We start from the raw sequence: 17,772 nt of genomic DNA on the forward strand, positions 1-17,772 counted from the left end.
ACGAAACGCTGTTCGCGCAGGTGCTCCAGCGCATGCCGTTGCCTCCGTCACCAGCGCGCCGACGGCCCCGTCCGCCCAAGTCGTCCGCGCTCCTGCTGGTGGCGGCGTAACCGGGGGTGGCCGGAACGATGATCAAGGCCGCGTCGACGAACTCCCATTCGGTGCCGGTCATCCCGCCATAGGGGTCGTCCGCGAGCGGGGTGCCCAGGCGGGTCCACAGCATCACCAGCACGATTTCGCAGTCGGCAGGACGCGCCAGCCCGGCCTGGAAGCTCTGGGCGGCGGTCAGTGCCTCCTCTTCCCAGAGCACGGCCTGTAGCTTGAAATAGGGTAGATATTCCTGGGCGAGCTGGTCGACGATGTCCTTGATCAGGCCGCGCTCATGGTCCAGGTCGGCCGGCGAGGAGACGAAGATTCTGACCTGGGACTCGGCCATGGCATGCACTCGGTGGGGGTAATGACGAGGGATTTGCGGGCAGTGCGCCACTATAACTGTAAAGGCGCTGCGCCTCAGACCAAGCAGGGGTTGCACTCAGTGCCTATGTTCGAGAACCATAGCGACGGCAAGTAATGGGACAGGATTAACAGGATTTCTCAGGATTCACAGTGGTCGGCGGCCGCCCGTTGGCCGCAGGGCGATGCGGGGTCGACACGGCGACGTGCAACCGGGGTAGAATCCCCCGCAGAACGCTGACGTCCGATCCCAGAAGCGCGCTATCGGATCGCCACTTGAAGTACGAGGAACGCACCATGTTCCACCATGAGACCGCAGACACCGAGCGCTTCGAGCAGGTTATCCTGCTCGCGGTGCGTCAGATCATCAACGGCGCGACGCCGCAGGAATTCTTTGCCTGGGCCGAGGTCGAGGTACCGCAGGGCCTGGGGTTGTACGATTACGGGCTCGACACGGTGGAGATCCGACGCCTGGCCCACCTGCTCGCCACCTCGATCTGGAACGCCACCCCCCGTCCGGATCAGGGCTTCAGCCTCCAGCCGCTGCCGACCCCCTGGCCCGAGGCGGCCTGTCCCTGCGGGTCGGGCGAGCGCTATCGCTATTGCTGCGGCGCGGTCGACGACCTCCCTGAGCTCTCCAGCGAGCTGATCTGGGAGCTGCTGCTCGATGAGCTGCCCGAGCGCACGCTCCAGGATGCACTGGCGTCGGGGGCCATCCCCCGTCCACTGCTGGCCCGCCTGGCCGACCGCTGGCTGGAGCAGGATCGACCCGGCCGTGCCGTCGCCCTGCTGGAGCCGCTCTTCGCCGGTAGCGTGGCGGACCTCGATGGCGACTATGAACCGGCCTTCGACGTGCTCTGCGACGCCTATGACCGGCTCGACCATTGGCGCAAGAAGCTCGCCTTCATGGAGCGCCTGGGCCAGGAGGGCGGCCGTGCGCTGAAGGCCGCCGCCTGGCAGCGGCGCACCACCATGTATATCGACGAGGGCGATTTTGCGGGGGCCCAAACCGCCTTCGCCACCGCCTTGCGCAGCGACCCGGACAACCCGGGGACGGCGCTCCTGGAGATCACCCTGCTCGCCGCCCAGCACCGCGACGACCTGGCGCGGGCACGGGCGAGTTTCTGGTTGCACCGGCTGCGCCGGCTCGGGTTCCGGGACGAGGGGTTCATGGAGTTCCTGACCCAGGCGGTCGATGACCCCCAGGAGGCCCTGGTCGACAGCCAGGCCGATGCACTCGACCCGATCCTGCTGGACCTGTACGACTGGGTGTCGGTGGCCACCGCCCGGCCCCTGCCGGACTATCGGCTGGTGCCGGTGCGGCCGCCGCGCGAACCGGTTGCGGCGGGCCAGCTCCCACTGCTCGACGATGCGCTGGGACGGGTGCGGCGTCGGCCGCTGGAGTTCTTCGGCATCCCCGCCGAGCTGCGCCCGCCCGCAGCGGTGCGGCGCCTGGAGGCCCAGTGGCGCTCGCTCTTCCCCGGCGGTAAGCCCGAGTCCATCCGACTGACGCTGGCCGATGAGGGGCGGGTCTGGCAGTCCGCCCAGTGGAGCGACTTCCTGCTGGCCCACCCGGAGGCGGCCGACAGCCTCGATTGTCTGGACGACCTGGCCACCGCGCTCTACGAGCACCCGGAGAGTACGCTGCCCTGGATCTCACACGCCCTGCTGCGTCCGCTGGTCGAGCGGGCCTGGATGCTCGTGACCGGCGCCCTGCCGCCGGAGGCTGCCTACTATCTGCCGTGGGCGCGGCAGCACAACCGGCCGCTCCTGCGGCTGCTGTTCCGGCGCTATCTGTGTCAGTTGGAGGAGGGCCAGCCCCAGGGCGCGGCCCTCACCCTGGAGACCCTGCTGCGGCTCAACCCCCAGGACAACCACGGCGTGCGCGCCGAGCTGATGAACCACTACCTGCGCTGTGGCGAGGACCAGCAGGCCCTGGCCCTGGTGCGCCGCTTCCCGGACGATCTGCTCGCCGACCTGGCCTACGGCGAGGTGTTGGCACTCTATCGGCTAGGCGAGCAGGAGCGGGCGCGCACCGCCCTGGGGACCGCGGTCCACCGGTTGCCGCGCATTCCTCATTATCTCACCCGCAAGCGCATCAAACGGCCGCGCTTGAGCCCCGTCGGGGTCACCCCGGGCGGCGATGACCAGGCCTGGATGTATCGCGAGGCCATGCGGGATGTATGGGAGGCCGAGCCCGGCATCCTGAGCTGGTTGAAACGGGTCACCGCCTGAGTCTACCTCTCGTGCCTCTCGTGACACCGCGCGAGCGGTGTCACTCAGGTGTTGGACGCTATGCGTCCCGAGGCTTCGCTTGGAACGACGATCAAGGCTGATGGTGGTCCCCATCCTGTTCCAATGCTAGAAGAGTAGAGGTGTGTCATGTCCGATGATTCTTACACCGAGGTGACCAGTCAAACCTGGTTTAGTCGCATTGGCGGCTCGTTCAAGTCCATTGTGTTTGGCTTGCTCCTGTTTGTTGCTGCTTTCCCGTTGTTGTGGTGGAATGAAGGCAATTCCGTTGAGCGCTACAATAGTTTAAAGGAAAGCCAGGGTGTGGTGGTCGCGGTGGCGGCGGACGCTGTCAATCCGGCGAATGATGGTCGGCTGGTCCATGTCAGTGGTCTGGCCACCACCGATGAAATACTCAAGGATGAGGTGTTCGGTGTGAGTGCCCCTGCCATTGAATTGCAGCGGGTGGTTACTATGTATCAATGGAAGGAATCGGAAGCAACCGAGACCAAAGAACAACTCGGCGGCACCAAGACCACGACCAAGACGTATTCCTACAGTAAGCAATGGAGTGGCGATCCAATCGATTCCAGTCGGTTTAAGAATCCAGTTGGGCACACCAATCCCGTCATGCCCTATAAGAGTGAGACGTTCCAGGCCAAGGACGTCAGGCTAGGCGCGTTCAGGCTCAATGCGGCGCAGGTCGGTCGGCTGTCCGGCGCCCAGGCCCTGCGGGTTCGAGCGCTGCAAATGCCCGCGCCCCTGCCGGGTAAGACGCCCACCCCGATGGGTGATGGTTTTTATCTGGGGAGTTATGTCGCCAACCCCCAGGTTGGCGATTTACAAGTCAGTTTTAAGGTGATCAATCCCGCCGATGTCAGTATTGTCGCGCAGCAACAGGGTAACAGCTTTAGTGCCTATCACACCAAGGCGGGTGGCGATGTCGACCTGTTGCAAATGGGTTTACTGGATGCCAACGCCATGTTTGCGATTGCGCAACATGACAATGTCGTGATGACCTGGATCATTCGCGTCGGCGGCTTCTTGTTGATGTGGATCGGCCTGGCGATGATTCTTAGTCCGTTGTCGGCGTTGGGATCGGTCTTGCCGTTCCTGGGTAACTTGATTGCGATGGGAACCGGTTTGTTGGCCTTCCTGGTCGCGCTTCTGTTGGCCATGCTGGTGATTGCGGTGGCGTGGATTTTCGTGCGTCCGTTATTGGCCGGTATCTTGATTGCGGTCGCGGTGGTTGCGCTCGTCGTCATGAAGTTTATGCCGCGCCACGCCGTCGCTGTTGTTGATGCGAAATAGCTGCGCCGACACGCGGCGTATCCGGATCAGGCGCGAGTTTATTGCTTGAAGGCAAGCAAGCGCCAGTCCAGTCCAGTCCAGTCAAATGCGGAGGCAATGAGAGCGCGATGGCACCCCTTTACTGTATCGTTTTCATGGGCGAGCTGGTCCCCGGACTGGCCGCCGAGCAGATCGTCACGGCCTTTGCCGAGCGCTGTCGGATGACGCAGCAGCGCGCCCGGGAGCTGATCCTGGGTGGGCGGCGCAGCGTGTTCAAGTGCGGCCTGGACGCGATTGAGGCGCAACGCTATGCCGGCGAGCTGCGCGAGATCGGGCTCGTGGTCGAACTGGAGCCCGAGGGCCGGATGTCGGCGGCCGGTCAGTCGCTGGAGATCGACCTGGACCGCACGGTGGTCCTGGCCAAGCGCCCCGCGGTGCCCGACAACCCCTATGCCCCGCCGACCGCCGACCTCAGGGCGCCCGCGAACGACTGGGGCGGAGAGGGCCTGCACCCCCCGCGCTCGGTGTCCGCCGGTCGGGGTTGGGGCTGGATCGCCGAGGCCTGGGATTTGTTTACCGACCGGCCCTGGGCCTGGATCGGTGCGACCTTGGTTTACTTCGCGATCTCCTTTGTCCTGAACTTCGTCCCCTTCGTCGGCGGGCTCGCCATGGTCGTCCTGGGGCCCATCTTTACCGGCGGCCTGATGATCGGCGCCCACACCCAGCACCAGGGCGGGGGCTTCACGGTCAAGCAACTGTTCGCGGGGTTTGAGCGCGAGCCCGGGGCCTTGGCCCTGATCGGTGCGGGCAATTTCGGGTTTGCGCTCCTCATCGGGTTGTTCGTCGGCCTCGGCGTGGTGCTGGTCGCGGCGTCGGCCGGTCCCGATCTCACGGCCATGACCCATCAAGACGCCTTAGACTCCGCGCAACTTTCGCAACTCGCACAATTCGCACCCCTGGTACTGGTGTCGCTGTTGTTCCTTACGCTCGTCGGCGGCGTCTGGACCATGCTCATCCTCTTTGCCCCCGCCCTGGTGGCCCTGAATGCGGTCCCGGTGTTGCGCGCCTTCTCACTCAGCTTCCAGGGGTGCTGGCGCAATGTCCTGTCCTTCCTGGTCTTTGGCCTGATTGCAATGGCCCTGTCGCTGGCCTGTGTGGCTACCCTGGGGCTCGGCTTCCTGGTCCTGGTGCCGGTGATGACCATCGCGATCTATCTGGCGTATCGGGACATCTATTACCGCTGAGTCGCGTCATTCGCAGGCGGTTCGCGGGCGGCGCGCGGGTGCCGCTGCCGCCTTTCGAGGCGGTGACGATCAATCTCGTGGACCTTTGGGCACTGACGTAAACCTAACTCCGGGAATTGCTCACGCCAAGGCGCCAAGCTCGCCAAGAAATACGATAGGGTAGACCCACTATCCCGATCACCCGCCGGGTGACTGGCCCAACGCTGATAACACACGGAAAAACCTTGGCGAGCTTGGCGCCTTGGCGTGACAACGGCCCTTTCTTGATACCCCGCGAGGCCGCAGCGCTTGACCGCGGCCCTGGCGGGCGCCGATCAGTCCGAGCCGCGCAGCGGCCAACCCCTGGGTGACACCGCCGGAGCGGTGTCACCAGCAGCGAGCGAATCGCGTAAACTGGCAGCCTGCCGCCACTGCGGTCAACCAAGGCTGCCACGATGTTCAAGAATCTGCGTCTCTGGGCCAACATCACGCTCGGCATGGGCCTGGCGATCCTGATTGCGATCGGGGCCTTGAGCTATGGCAGCCTGCTCGGTCTGCGCTCGGTGGTGAGCGATGCCGAGCGGGCGGAGTTGCGCCAGTCCATGGAGAGCCTCACCGCGGCGGTGGCGGCCCAGGCGCGGCTGGCGGAGACCTTGAGCGCCCTGGTGGCCAACATCCCGGAGGTGCAGCAGCGCTTCGCCGCCAGCGACCGGGACTGGTTGCGGGAGGCGCTGGTACCACCCTTTAAGGTGCTGGCCAAGGACTATGGGGCGGCGCAGTTCCAATTCCATCGCGCGCCGGCCACCTCCTTCCTGCGCGTGCATATGCCCGAGAAGTTCGGCGACGACCTGTCGGCCATCCGTCACTCGGTGGTGGATACCAGTCGGACCCACGAGCCGCATGGTGGGATCGAGGTCGGGGTGGCCGGACTCGGGGTGCGTGGCATGGTGCCGCTGCGCGACGGTGAGCAGTATGTCGGCGTGGTCGAGTTCGGCATGACCTTCGGCCGGCCCTTCTTCACCGCGTTCAAGGCCAACTTTGGGGTCGATGCCGGACTGAATCTGTTGCGTAACGGGGCCTTCGAGACCTTCGCCGGCACCTACGGCGACCGGCCGCTGCTCGATGACGCGCGGCTGCGCCTGGCCCTGGCCGGTGAGCCGCAACTGGCTGAGATCGAGCACGACGGCCAGCCGCTGGCGGTCTATGCCGCCCTCATCCGGGATTACTCCGGTGTCCCACTGGGGGTGGTGGAGGTAGCGCGGGACCGCTCACCCTATGCGGCGGCGCTGCGCTCGGCCACCCGTCAGTCGCTGCTGATCGGGGCGCTGGCCCTGTTGCTCAGTCTGGGGATTGCGCAGCTGACCGCGCGCCCCCTGAGCCGGCGCATCCGCGCCCTGGCCGACGGGGTGTCGCGGGTGGCGGCGGGCGACCTGAGCCGCGATATCCCGGGGAGCGGGCGCGATGAACTGGCCGAACTGGCGGGCGCCGCCAATGCGATGCGCCGGCACCTGCACGCCTTGGTCACCGAGGTCGAGACCAAGGCCGACGCGGTACACGGGGCGGCGCGGGATATCGCCCAGGCGGTCGACGGGCAGGCGGCCAACTCCAGTGAGATGTCCGCCTCGGTGGCCGAGATCACCTCGACCATGGAGGAGCTGTCCGCCTCATCGAGCCAGATCGCCGAGTATTCGGAGACGGTGGTGGAGGTGGCCCGGCGCACCTTCGAGAACAGCCGCGCGGGGGCGGACGCCATGCACCGATTGGTGACACGGATGGCGGACATCCGCGGCGACAGTCAGACGGCGGTGCAGGAGATACTCGACCTGGGGCGCAAGTCCAAGGAGATCTCCCACATCATGGAGATCATCGACACGGTGGCGGATCAGACCCGCCTGATCGCCTTCAACGCCGCCCTGGAGGCGGCCTCCGCCGGTGAGGCCGGGCGGCGCTTCAGCGTGGTGGCGACCGAGATCCGCCGACTCGCCGACTCGGTGAGCGAGTCGACCGGGGAGATCGCGGGCAAGGTCGCCGAGATCCAGGAGTCGATCAGCCGCCTGGTGGTGACCTCCGAGAAGGGGACTGTGGGCATCGAGCAGGGAATGCAGGAGTCTGCCCAGACCCAGCAACTGCTCGATGCCATGGTGGACGGGGCCGGCGAGACCACCCGCGCCGCCCAGCAGATCAGCCTCTCCAGCCAGCAACAGCGCACCGCCAGCAACCAGGTGGTGGTGGCCCTGCGCGAGATCGTCGCGGCCAGTGCCGACACCGCCGCCTCGGTGCGGCGCATCGCCGCTATCGCCCAGGACATGACCCGCCTCTCGTCCGAACTCGATGAGCGGGTGGGGCGCTTCCACCTGACCGATGGGGCGCCGACGGGCGAGCCGGCCGGCGACGTAACACAGGCGTAGTGGAGCCGCACATGAACGCAGCGCCGGTGCGCGTCCTGGTGGTGGACGACAGCGACACCGCCCGGGGGCTGATCTGCGCCCTGATCGCGCAGGACCCGCGTCTCACGGTCTGCGGCGAGGCGGCGGATGGCCGCGCCGCGGTGGCGCAGGCGCAGCGCCTGCTGCCCGCGATCATTACCATGGACCTGCGGATGCCGGTGCTCGATGGGTACGGGGCCATCGCCGAGATCATGGACCGCTGCGCGACTCGCATCCTGGTGGTCTCCGACTGTGCCGATGCCGCCCATGCCATGGCCGCCGTCGCCGGCGGCGCACTGGATGCCACCTTCAAGCCCGGCCTGGACGACGGACGGGCCTTTACCGACCGGTTGTGGCTGCTGTCCGGGGTGCCGGTGATCCGCCATCTGCGGGCCCGCGCCGACACCGGCGGGCGGGCGGGTCACGCGACCGGCCCCGCCCCAGCGGCAGGCGCAAACCACGCCCCGGCCCAGGCAGGCGGCGCCGTGATCGCCATTGCCTCCTCCACCGGTGGACCCCAGGCCCTGGCGCGGCTGCTGCCGGCCCTGCCCGCGGGGCTCAATGCCCCGGTGCTGATTGCCCAGCACATCTCCGACGGCTTCGCCGCCGGCATGGCCCAGTGGCTCGCGGCACTCTGCCCACTCCCGGTCACGCTGGCCCGCGAGGGCGAGTTGCTGCGGCCCGGCCACATCTACCTGGCGGACTCGGCCACCGATCTGACCCTGGTGCCGGGGCGCTCGCTCCAGCTCTGCCCGCGGGCCTCCAGCGAGATCTATCGGCCAAGTTGTGACCGGCTGCTGTGCTCGGTGGCCGCGGTGGTCGGCCGGCGCTCGATCGGGGTGATCTTGACCGGCATGGGGCGCGACGGGGCGCGGGGCATCGCCGCCATCGCCGCCGCCGGCGGGACGACCGTCGCCCAGGACGAGGGCACCTCGGTGGTCTTCGGTATGAACCGGGAGGCGATTGCGACCGGCGGCGTGCAACGGGTGCTGCCACTGGAGGCGATTGCGGCCGAACTGGTGCGGCTCGTCGGCTGCGCGCCCGCGTTCGTACGAGGGCGGTCGGCGTGAACCTGGACGCCACCAAGGCCCTGCTGCGGGCGCGGCTGGGGTTGAGCTTCGAGGGCCATGGTGAGACAGCGTTGCGCCGCGCCATCGGTGAGCGCATGGCGGCGCTCGGGGTGGCGGGGGAGGACGCCTATCTGGCGCGCCTGGACGGGGATACGTCCGAACTGCTCGACCTGGCCGGTCTGCTCACCATCAAGGAGACCTATTTCTACCGCGAGTCGCAACACCTGCGGCTGCTCACCGAGCACCTGGTGCCGCGTCTGCTGCGCGACCGCGACCCGGGGACGCCGGTGCGCATCCTCTCGGCCGGGTGTGCCACCGGCGAGGAGCCCTATTCGATCGCGATGGCGCTGCGCGAGCGCTGGGGTGAGTCGGCCGCGCGGCTGTTTCGGATCGAGGCGTGTGACCTGGATCCCCAGGCCATCGCCCAGGCGCGGCTCGGTTGCTATCGCCCCTATGCCTTCCGCGCGCTGGACCCCGCACTGATGGCGCGTTGGTTCAGCCCCGGGCCGGACGAACTGCGGCAGATCGCGGAGCCGTTGCATCAGGGCGTGGCCTTTCGCCCATTGAATCTGCTCTCCGACCCCTATCCGGCCGACCTGCACGGCCAAGATGTGATCTTCTATCGCAACCTCTCGATCTATTTCGACTCGACCATCCGCGAGTCGGTGCTGCGGCGGCTGCGTACGCTGTTGCGACCGGGCGGTTACCTCATCGTCGGCATCACCGAAACCCTGGCCAATGGCTTCGGGCTGCTGGCACTGACCGAGCATGAAGGGGTCTGGTATTTTGCCAACAGGAGCGAGGGCGTCCCGCCCGCGCGTGCTCGGCAACCCTTGGTTTCGGCGATACCTGCCCCGGCCCCGCCGCCTCCTACACCGCGTCCCGCGCCGCCGCGGGAGGTCGCACCGGCCCCCGAGACGCTCTATCGGCAGGCCTTGGCCCTGGCGCAGGCCGAGCGCTTCGCGCAGGCACTCGCGGTCCTGTCCCCGGTCTGCGCCGGGCCCGCGGTGCCCGCGTTGGTCCAGTCGTTGCATGCCCATCTCTTGTTGGAGCTGGGCGACCTGGCGGGGGCGGCGACGGCGGCGCAGCGTCTGCTTGAGTTGGACGCATGGTCGGTGGAGGCCCTGGTGCTGCGCGGGCGCATCGCCCGCGCCCAGGGTGTCTTGGGCGAGGCGATCGACTACCTGCGCCGCGCCATCTATGCGCGACCCGACTATTGGCCGGCCCACTTTGAGCTGGCGCAGTGCCGGGGTGCCACGGGGAATCTGGAGGTGGCCCGGCGCGAGTATCGCATCACGTTGAGTCTGCTGGAGGGGTGCGGCGCGGCCGATTGGGCGGGCCCGCTGCCGTCGGCCTTGCCGGTCGCCGACCTGCGGCACCTGTGTCGGGCGCGCCTGGCGCGATTGGCGGAACCGGCCTGAGGCGCGCCCGGCATGGCACTGGACATCAGCAAATTCATCGAGCGCTTCATCGGCGAGGCGCGCGATCACCTGAGCCGGTTGGAGACCGGGCTTGCCACCCTGGAGGCGGCGCCGGATGACCCCGAGTCGGTGAATGCGCTGTTCCGCTCCGCCCATACCATCAAGGGCTCGGCGCGGATGCTCAAGCTCACCGGCATCTGTGAGACCGCCCATCGGATGGAGGACCTGCTGGGGGCCCTGCGCGCCGGTCAGTACCGGCCAGAGCCCGCCGGGATCGCCCTGCTGCTGCGGGGGGTGGATGCGCTGGCGGCCCAGCTCGAACGGGTGGCGGCGGAGGGTGGCGACCCGCCCGCCGATCCGACCCTGTGTGCGGCCCTGGCCAGCATGGCGGCCGGTGGTCCGGCGTCTGCACCCGGTGTTGGCGAGGTGCCTGTCGCCGAACCGGCGCCCCAATCGGCCCCCGAACCGGCCCCCATGGAGCCCTCTCCGCCAGCCGTGCCGCCAGTCCAATCGCCTGCGCGCTCGGGCACCGCCCCCCGCATTGGCGCCAGCGTGCGGGTGCCGCTGGCCAGGCTCGATGAGCTGATCCGGCTGATCGGGGAGGTGAACCGGGTCCAGGCCAGGGCGCGTCGACGCCTGCGCGAGGCGCAATCCCTGGACCGGGCGACGCAGGCGCCGGCGGCTCCGGCGGGAGCGGACCAACAGCAGGCCCTGCACCGCCTGGTGTTGGGTCTGCGCGATGACCTCCAGGCCCAGGAGCAACTCGCCGCCGCGCTCAACGAGCGCGCCTTGCGGCTGCGGATGCTGCCGCTCGCCACGGTCTTCGACCCCGCCGCGCGGATGGTGCGTGAGTTTGCCCGCGCCGGTGGCAAGGAGGTGCGCTGCGTGGTCCAAGGCGGCGAGATTGAGCTCGACCGCCAGGTCATCGATGGCCTGGGCGATGCCCTGTTGCATGTCTTGAGAAACGCGATCGACCATGGGCTCGAGGACCCGGCCGGCCGCCGCGCGGCCGGTAAACCGCCGCTCGGTCAGATCGGTATTGCGGCGCGCCAGATCGGCGGCGGGGTCGAGGTGGAGGTGAGCGACGATGGGCACGGCTTGCACCGCGAGCGCATCATCGCCCGGGCCGTCGGCCGGGGGCTCCTCGACCCGGCCCGGGCGGCGGCTCTTACGGACGATCAGGTCTGGGACCTGATCTATGCCCCGGGACTGAGCACCAGCGAGATCATCACCGACCTGTCCGGGCGCGGGGTCGGCATGGACGTGGTGAAGCGCACCGTCGTCGAGGACCTGCATGGTGCAGTCTCGCTCGCCAGCCGTCCGGGGGCGGGCACGACCTTCACCTTCAGGCTCCCGCTGTCGCTCGCGGTGATGCGGGTGCTGTTGTTCGAGACCGGCGGGCAGTGCTTCGGTCTGGCCGCCCAGCATGTGGTGGAGCTGATCCGGGTCGGCCCAGGGGAGACCGTGACCCTGGCCGGTCGGCCAGCGGTGGTGCTGCGCAATGAGTTTGTACCGCTGGTTCCGCTGGCCGAGCTGGTGGGACTGCCGCCGCCGGGCCGGGGGGCCGGCGGGGCGACCCTCGCGGTGGTGATCGGGGTGCGCCAGGCCAAGCTCGGTCTGCTGATCGAGCGTCTGGTCGACGAGCAGGCGATGGTCATCAAGCCGCTGCCCGAGCACCTGCGCGGTGCCCGGTCCGGGGCCGGATCCGAGTCTGGGGCCGGGCTCGGCGGTCTGGTGGCCGGGCTGGTGGTCAGCGATGATGACGCACTGGTCAGCGTGTTGCAGGCCCCGGGCTTGTTGGCGGCGGCGCGGCGCGCCCGCGGTGAGTACAGCGTCGCCGCGGCGGCGCGCGACCCGGCCCACCAGGGACGCACCGAGCCTTGGCATATACTGGTGGTCGACGATTCGCTCAATACCCGTGAGATCGTCAAGGAGGTGCTGGAGGCCTACGGCTATCGGGTCACCACCGCGGAGGATGGGCTCAAGGGGTGGCAAAAGGCCCTGGGCGGGCGCTTCGACGCGGTACTGACCGATGTGGAGATGCCCGGACTGGATGGCTTTGCACTGACCGCACGGCTGCGTGCCAACGCACAGTACGAAGCTACCCCGATCGTCATCATCACCTCGCGTGAAACGGCGGAAGATAAGCGCCGCGGCGTCCAGGTGGGCGCCGACGCCTATATCGTCAAGGGCGACTTCGACCAGTCCGGCCTGCTGGATACCCTGCGCAACCTCCTGGGCGATGTCGCATGAGCCCAAACACTTCAGGAAGATGGTTTGTCCGCAAATGAACGCAAATGAACGCAAAAAATAAAAGTCTAAAGCTCAATGGAGTATGGTGGAAAGGTCTGTGGCCTTCCGTTCTGCGTGGCCATTGCGCTGCACCGCCGATCTTTTTACCGGGTTACGGAGAGGGGTTGGACGCGTCCCGAGCGACTGCCCCTTTCTTTATTTGCGTTTATTCGCGTTCATTTGCGGACAATAATTCTTTCTTTTTGATTGACCATGGCATTTCCAATCGGTTTGCCCCGGCCGGCCGCTAGACTGAGGACCTGCGTATGCATATTCTGATCGTCGACGATGACCCGCTGGCCGGCGAGTTGGTCGCCGCCCTGCTCGAGGACCAGGGTCATGAGTGTCGACTGGCCGAGAATGGGATCGAGGCCCTGGAACAACTGGGCGCGGATGATGGGATCGAGCTGGTGATCTCCGATCTCAATATGCCCTTGGTCAGCGGACTGGACCTGTTTGCGGAGTTGCGTGAGCGCGGGCTCGCGTTGCCCTTTGTCCTCTTGACCGGGGACGACCCCGCGGACATTCTGGCCCAGACGCCGGGGCTCTCCGCCGCGCTGATGAAGGACGCCGCGCTGGAGGAGGCGCTACCGGTCCTGGTGGCAACCCTGGCGGGGGCCGCTCGACCCTGACGCCGGTCAGCGGAGCGAGGATTATGGCACCAGCATCATCAGAGACCTTCAAGGCGCGCAAGGCCCGGCTGCGCGCGGCCTTTCTGGACCAGTTGCCGCAGCGTCTGCGCGAGGCGCGCGTCCATCTAACCCGGCTGCCGGATCATGCGGCCCTGGTGGCGCTGGAGTTGGCCTTCCACACCATCAAGGGCAGCAGCGGTTCATTCGGCCTGACGACGATCACCGATCTCGCCCGGGAGGCGGACGATGTACTCAAGGCCGCCTTGGCCGCGGGTACGCCGATCGCGCCGGGGTCGCTCGCCACCCTGACGGCAGTGTTCGAGCGCTTCGATGCATTGGACCTGGGGGCGGCGGACCGGGCCGACCCGGCGGAGCGCTACGGTTTCGAGTCCGAGCCGCTGCCGCCCGGGCCGGTGCCAGGCCAAATGACGGAGGAGACCCCAGGACCGGCGCATGACCATGCCTCGCGGCGGTGCGAGCAACTGGTCTATCTGTGCGACGACGACAGCGACTTGGCCCAGGAGTTGTGTGCCCAATTGGCGTGCTTCGGCTACTGCGTCACCGCGCTCACCACCCTGGAGGCGCTGCGTGCGGCGGTGATTGCGGACCCGCCGGCCGCGGTCATCATGGATGTGATGTTCCCCGAGGGCGAACATGCGGGGCCCGCGACCATCGCGGCCCTGGGGGTGGAGACCGGACATGCCATTCCGAGCATGTATATCTCCGGGCGCGGCGATTTTCAGGCGCGCTTGCAGGCGGTCCAGGCCGGCGGCAGCGCCTATTGCACCAAGCCGGTCAAGACCACCGAGTTGGTCGAATTCCTCGACGCGCTCACCAATCGCGAGACCCCGACCCCCTTCCATGTCCTGGTGGTCGATGACGAGCCGGCCGTCGCGCAACTGCATGCCATGATCCTGGAGGAGGCGGGGATGATCACCGCCGTCGCCACCGACCCGGCGCAGGTACTCGACCTGCTCAAGGGGTTCAATGCCGATCTGGTGCTGATGGACATCCACATGCCGGCCTGCTCCGGCCCCGAGTTGGCGCGGGTGTTGCGCCAGATGGCGGGGTATCTGAGCCTGCCCATCATCTATCTGTCCTCCGAGACCGATCGGGAGCGCCAGTTCGAGGCGCTGGAGGTCGGTGCCGATGGCTTCCTGACCAAGCCGGTGGAGCCCGCGCGCCTCGTCACCGAGGTCAGCCTGCGGGCCGAGCGGATGCGTACCCTGCACTCGCTGATGGTGCGCGACGGGCTCACCGGGCTCTTCAATCACAACACCATCATGCAGTTGTTGGATCTCGGCGTGGCCAACGCGCGGCGCGATCACCAGCCGCTGTGCTTTGCGATGATCGACGTGGATCGCTTCAAGCGGGTCAACGATACCTATGGTCATCCGGCCGGCGATCAGGTCCTGATGGCCCTCAGCCGGGGCCTGCGCCTGCGGCTACGCGACTCGGACGTGGTCGGGCGTTACGGCGGGGAGGAGTTCGCGGTGGTCTTCCCCGGGGTCGATGTGCAGCAGGCCCGGGACATCCTCGACCAACTGCGCATGAGCTTTGCGGCGGTCCTGTTCTATGCCGGGAACGCCACCTTCAACTGCACCTTCAGCGCCGGGGTGGCCGCCTTCCCGCTTTGGTCGAGCGCCGACGCATTGACCGAGGCGGCGGATCTGGCGCTGTATCGCGCCAAACGGGGCGGGCGCGACCGGGTGGAGATCGCGGTCATGCCGGACGCGTCCGGCGATCTCGCCCGGGACCGCTCGGGGGAGGATCGGGATGGTCACTGATCCCGACTCACCGACTGACTTGCCGGCCGCTGCGCTGGACGCGCTCCTGGAGCAGCGCGCCCGCGACCCGGGGGCGATCGTCGAGGTCGATATGCCCACCGTGCAGTGGGTGGTGTTCTCGCTCGGCGAGGGGGCCTTCGCCTTGCCCGGTCGGCAGGTGGTCGAGATCCTGCCGCTGGTGCCGATCCATTACGTGCCGGGCGGTCCACCCGCGCTGGCCGGGGTGATCGAGGTGCGCGGTATCGTCTGGTCTGTGCTGCGGCTCGCGGCCCTGCTGGGAGGCGCGCCCGATCCGGTTGGGCGCCAGGCGTCCATCCTGCTCGGGCGGGCGGCGGACATGGAGAGCGGACTCTTGGTCGATGGGGTGGACGACGTGTGCGAGGTGGCCGAGGATGCCTTCCTGGCCCCGCCCACAAACCTGCCCGGGCGTTTGAGTGGGTGCGTCACCGGGGTCTTTCAGCACCGCGCCGGGACGGTGCTGGCGCTCGATCTTGAGCGGCTGTTTGCGGACTGGCGCGACGGCCGGTCATGAACGCCGCGGATGCGGGGGCATTGCCGGTCGGCCAGGCGATCAATCTGGTGCTGTTTCGTTGGGGGACACTCGAGCTCGCATTGCAGGCGGGCCAGGTATTGGCGCTGGAGTCGGCCGGGGCTGCGGACCTGCCCTCCATCGGCGCGCTGCTGGGACTACCTGATGCCGGGCCAACGGGGGCGCTGCGCCTGTTGCGGGTCGCGGGGCCGACCGGGACGCTGCACATCCGTGTCGAGGGGCCCGTCACCCAGGCCAGGCTGCCCGCCGCCGCCATCCACCCGCTGCCGCCCCTGCTCGCCGCCCGGCTGCGCCTGCCATGGGTCCGTGCGCTCGCCTTCCGGGCGGGGGAGGGGGGCGGACACCTCATCCTTATACTCGATCCCAGAACGGGTCTCGCGCCCGGACTGCCTGCCATAGAGACCTGATGCAACAACGAATCATCGCCACCGAGCGCGTCCACGGCGACCGCCGTGACTGGATCAACCTGCGCGCCATGCTGCCCTATCTGTGGGAGTTCCGGGGGCGGGCGGCCATCGCGCTCGGCTGTCTGGTGCTGGCGCGGGTCGCCAATGTCGGCGTGCCGGTGGTGCTCAAGGGCATCGTCGATGCCTTCAGCGGCACCCGGGGCGAGGCCCTGATCCTGCCGTTCTCGCTCTTGCTCGCCTATGGGGCGCTCAAGCTCGGCAGTTCGCTCTTCAATGAACTGCGTGACGTGGTGTTCGCCCGGGTGCGTTACCGCGCCATGCGCCGCCTCTCCACCCGCGTATTGGAACACCTGCATGCACTCTCCTTGCGCTACCACCTGGAGCGGCGCACCGGGGCGGTGAGCCGGGACTTGGAGCGCGGCACCCGCTCGGTCTCGACCATTATCAACTACATGGTGTTCAGTGTGCTGCCGGTGCTGGTGGAGTTTGCGTTGGTGGCGGCGATCCTGTTCGGTCGCTATGACCCGGTATTTGCCTTCGTCACCTTCGGTACCGTGGCGGTCTATGTGGCATTCACCTTTGCCATCACCGAATGGCGCATGGACTATCGCCACGACATGAACCGCCTCGACTCCAGTGCCAACGGCCAGGCGGTCGATAGCCTGATCAATTATGAGACGGTCAAATATTTCGGCAATGAGCGCCTGGAGATCGACCGCTACGACGCCACCCTGGCTACCTGGGAGGAGATGGCGGTCAAGAGTCAGAGCTCCATGTCGCTCCTGAACTTCGGCCAGGGGGCCATCATTGCGCTCGGGGTGACTGCGCTCATGGTCTTCGCCGCCCGTGGGGTGGTGGCTGGGACCATGACGGTGGGCGACCTGGTGCTGGTCAATGGGTTGCTGCTGCAACTCTTCATCCCGCTCGGGTTCCTGGGCATCGTTTATCGCCAGATCAAATATGCCTTGGCGGACATGGACCTGGTGTTTAAGCTATTGGAGCGCAAGCCGGAGATCGCCGATCGCCCGAGTGCCCGGCCGCTCGCCCCGGGTGCCGGAGGCATCCGCTTCGAGCGGGTGGATTTCCACTATCAACCGGAGCGCCCGATCCTCTCCGATCTCGATTTCAGTATTGAGCCCGGTCAGACCCTGGCCGTGGTGGGTCACAGTGGGGCGGGCAAGTCCACCCTGGCGCGACTGCTGTTCCGCTTCTATGACGTGACCGGCGGGCGCATCCTGATCGACGGTCAGGATCTCCGCGACCTGACCCAGGACAGTGTGCGCGCGGCCATCGGCATCGTCCCCCAGGATACCGTCCTGTTCAATGAGAGCATCTATTACAACCTGCTCTATGGCCGCCCGACGGCGACCCGTGCGGAGGTGGAGCGGGCGGCGGAGATGGCCCATATCCGCACCTTCGTCGAGGGCCTGCCGGATGGGTGGGACACGCGGGTGGGTGAGCGTGGCCTCAAACTCTCCGGTGGCGAAAAACAGCGGGTGGCCATCGCCCGCGCCATCCTGAAGCACCCGCGCATCCTGGTCTTCGACGAGGCGACCTCCTCGCTCGACAGCCACACCGAGCAGGCCATCCAACAGACGCTCTCGGAGGTGGCTGAACATCACACCACCCTGGTCATTGCGCATCGCCTCTCCACCGTAGTGGACGCGCACCACATCCTGGTGATGGAGCAGGGGCGCATCCGCGAGCAGGGGACCCACCGGGAGTTGCTGGCGGCCGGCGGGCACTATGCGGCCATGTGGGAGTTGCAGCAGCGGGAGGGGGCTGGGGCGGCGCCGGGGCGCGAGTCACTCACATAGTCGGGGGGCCTCATTCCGGCCGGGCAGCCGGAATCCAGGCCAGGGACGGCGATCTTTCCGCCTGTCCGGATGCCCAGACCAGCGCGGTGGCCGGAGTGATGATCAAGGCCTGACCGCGGGTTTGATCGCGCTTACCCAAGACTTTTCTTGCTGTTGCACCGCGGCAAAGTCG

The 17,772-nt window shown here is 67.5% G+C and carries 13 protein-coding genes; 12 read left to right on the plus strand and 1 reads right to left on the minus strand.

The genetic code is table 11. The features are described 5' to 3' along the window. Nucleotides 1–436 (minus strand): hypothetical protein (locus tag QZX93_RS09155; protein ID WP_295394530.1); only part of this gene is annotated, 436 nt, incomplete at its 3' end. 293 nt (nucleotides 437–729) lie between these two features. Between QZX93_RS09155 and QZX93_RS09160 the strand changes: the two genes are divergently transcribed. The 12 genes from QZX93_RS09160 (at nucleotide 730) to QZX93_RS09215 (ending at nucleotide 17,600) form a co-directional block, all read left to right on the plus strand. Further along, on the plus strand, nucleotides 730–2,688 hold the full coding sequence (locus QZX93_RS09160) for a hypothetical protein (RefSeq protein WP_366760046.1): 1,959 nt from the start codon (nucleotides 730–732) through the stop codon (nucleotides 2,686–2,688). A gap of 147 nt (nucleotides 2,689–2,835) precedes the next feature. After that, on the plus strand, nucleotides 2,836–3,996 hold the full coding sequence (locus QZX93_RS09165; RefSeq protein ID WP_295385826.1) for a TMEM43 family protein: 1,161 nt from the start codon (nucleotides 2,836–2,838) through the stop codon (nucleotides 3,994–3,996). Nucleotides 3,997–4,103: 107 nt separating this feature from the next. Continuing rightward, nucleotides 4,104–5,219: a BPSS1780 family membrane protein gene (locus tag QZX93_RS09170; protein WP_295385824.1), complete on the plus strand. Its 1,116-nt coding sequence runs from the start codon at nucleotides 4,104–4,106 to the stop codon at nucleotides 5,217–5,219. Between the two features lie 434 nt (nucleotides 5,220–5,653). Further along, nucleotides 5,654–7,606, plus strand: coding sequence for a methyl-accepting chemotaxis protein (locus QZX93_RS09175; RefSeq protein ID WP_295385821.1), 1,953 nt, complete (start codon nucleotides 5,654–5,656; stop codon nucleotides 7,604–7,606). An 11-nt stretch (nucleotides 7,607–7,617) separates the two neighbouring features. Beyond that, nucleotides 7,618–8,694, plus strand: a complete 1,077-nt coding sequence (cheB, locus tag QZX93_RS09180) for a chemotaxis-specific protein-glutamate methyltransferase CheB (protein ID WP_295385819.1) — start codon at nucleotides 7,618–7,620, stop codon at nucleotides 8,692–8,694. Next, nucleotides 8,691–10,115 carry a CheR family methyltransferase gene (locus tag QZX93_RS09185; protein WP_295385817.1) on the plus strand — a complete coding sequence of 475 codons (1,425 nt, stop codon included), beginning with the start codon at nucleotides 8,691–8,693 and terminating at the stop codon, nucleotides 10,113–10,115. The genes cheB and QZX93_RS09185 overlap by 4 nt, the downstream gene beginning before the upstream one ends. A gap of 12 nt (nucleotides 10,116–10,127) precedes the next feature. After that, nucleotides 10,128–12,368 carry a hybrid sensor histidine kinase/response regulator gene (locus QZX93_RS09190; RefSeq protein WP_295385815.1) on the plus strand — a complete coding sequence of 747 codons (2,241 nt, stop codon included), beginning with the start codon at nucleotides 10,128–10,130 and terminating at the stop codon, nucleotides 12,366–12,368. A gap of 305 nt (nucleotides 12,369–12,673) precedes the next feature. Further along, the gene (locus tag QZX93_RS09195; RefSeq protein WP_295385813.1) at nucleotides 12,674–13,039 is read left to right on the plus strand and encodes a response regulator; all 366 of its coding nucleotides are present in this window, start codon (nucleotides 12,674–12,676) and stop codon (nucleotides 13,037–13,039) included. Between the two features lie 23 nt (nucleotides 13,040–13,062). After that, the gene (locus tag QZX93_RS09200; RefSeq protein WP_295385811.1) at nucleotides 13,063–14,826 is read left to right on the plus strand and encodes a diguanylate cyclase; all 1,764 of its coding nucleotides are present in this window, start codon (nucleotides 13,063–13,065) and stop codon (nucleotides 14,824–14,826) included. Next, entirely contained in the window at nucleotides 14,816–15,358 is a 543-nt protein-coding gene (locus QZX93_RS09205) for a chemotaxis protein CheW (RefSeq protein WP_295385809.1), read from the plus strand. Before QZX93_RS09200 ends, QZX93_RS09205 begins: the two co-directional genes overlap by 11 nt. Beyond that, a complete protein-coding gene (locus QZX93_RS09210; RefSeq protein ID WP_295385807.1) occupies nucleotides 15,355–15,783 on the plus strand; it encodes a hypothetical protein in 429 nt (142 codons plus the stop codon). Before QZX93_RS09205 ends, QZX93_RS09210 begins: the two co-directional genes overlap by 4 nt. After that, nucleotides 15,783–17,600 (plus strand): ABC transporter ATP-binding protein/permease, encoded by a 1,818-nt coding sequence (locus tag QZX93_RS09215; RefSeq protein WP_295385805.1) that lies wholly within the window; start codon nucleotides 15,783–15,785, stop codon nucleotides 17,598–17,600. The genes QZX93_RS09210 and QZX93_RS09215 overlap by 1 nt, the downstream gene beginning before the upstream one ends. Nucleotides 17,601–17,772: the final 172 nt, after the last annotated feature.

Origin of the sequence: uncultured Thiodictyon sp. (genome assembly GCF_903946935.1) — a bacterium.
GTDB lineage: Bacteria > Pseudomonadota > Gammaproteobacteria > Chromatiales > Chromatiaceae > Thiodictyon.

Excerpts from the sequence above, each read along its gene's own strand:
- QZX93_RS09165 (WP_295385826.1), top strand. The coding sequence starts at position 2,836 with ATGTCCGATGATTCTTACACCGAGGTGACCAGTCAAACCTGGTTTAGT.
- QZX93_RS09170 (WP_295385824.1), top strand. The coding sequence starts at position 4,104 with ATGGCACCCCTTTACTGTATCGTTTTCATGGGCGAGCTGGTCCCCGGA.
- QZX93_RS09175 (WP_295385821.1), top strand. The coding sequence starts at position 5,654 with ATGTTCAAGAATCTGCGTCTCTGGGCCAACATCACGCTCGGCATGGGC.
- cheB (WP_295385819.1), top strand. The coding sequence starts at position 7,618 with ATGAACGCAGCGCCGGTGCGCGTCCTGGTGGTGGACGACAGCGACACC.
- QZX93_RS09190 (WP_295385815.1), top strand. The coding sequence starts at position 10,128 with ATGGCACTGGACATCAGCAAATTCATCGAGCGCTTCATCGGCGAGGCG.
- QZX93_RS09195 (WP_295385813.1), top strand. The coding sequence starts at position 12,674 with ATGCATATTCTGATCGTCGACGATGACCCGCTGGCCGGCGAGTTGGTC.
- QZX93_RS09200 (WP_295385811.1), top strand. The coding sequence starts at position 13,063 with ATGGCACCAGCATCATCAGAGACCTTCAAGGCGCGCAAGGCCCGGCTG.
- QZX93_RS09205 (WP_295385809.1), top strand. The coding sequence starts at position 14,816 with ATGGTCACTGATCCCGACTCACCGACTGACTTGCCGGCCGCTGCGCTG.
- QZX93_RS09210 (WP_295385807.1), top strand. The coding sequence starts at position 15,355 with ATGAACGCCGCGGATGCGGGGGCATTGCCGGTCGGCCAGGCGATCAAT.
- QZX93_RS09215 (WP_295385805.1), top strand. The coding sequence starts at position 15,783 with ATGCAACAACGAATCATCGCCACCGAGCGCGTCCACGGCGACCGCCGT.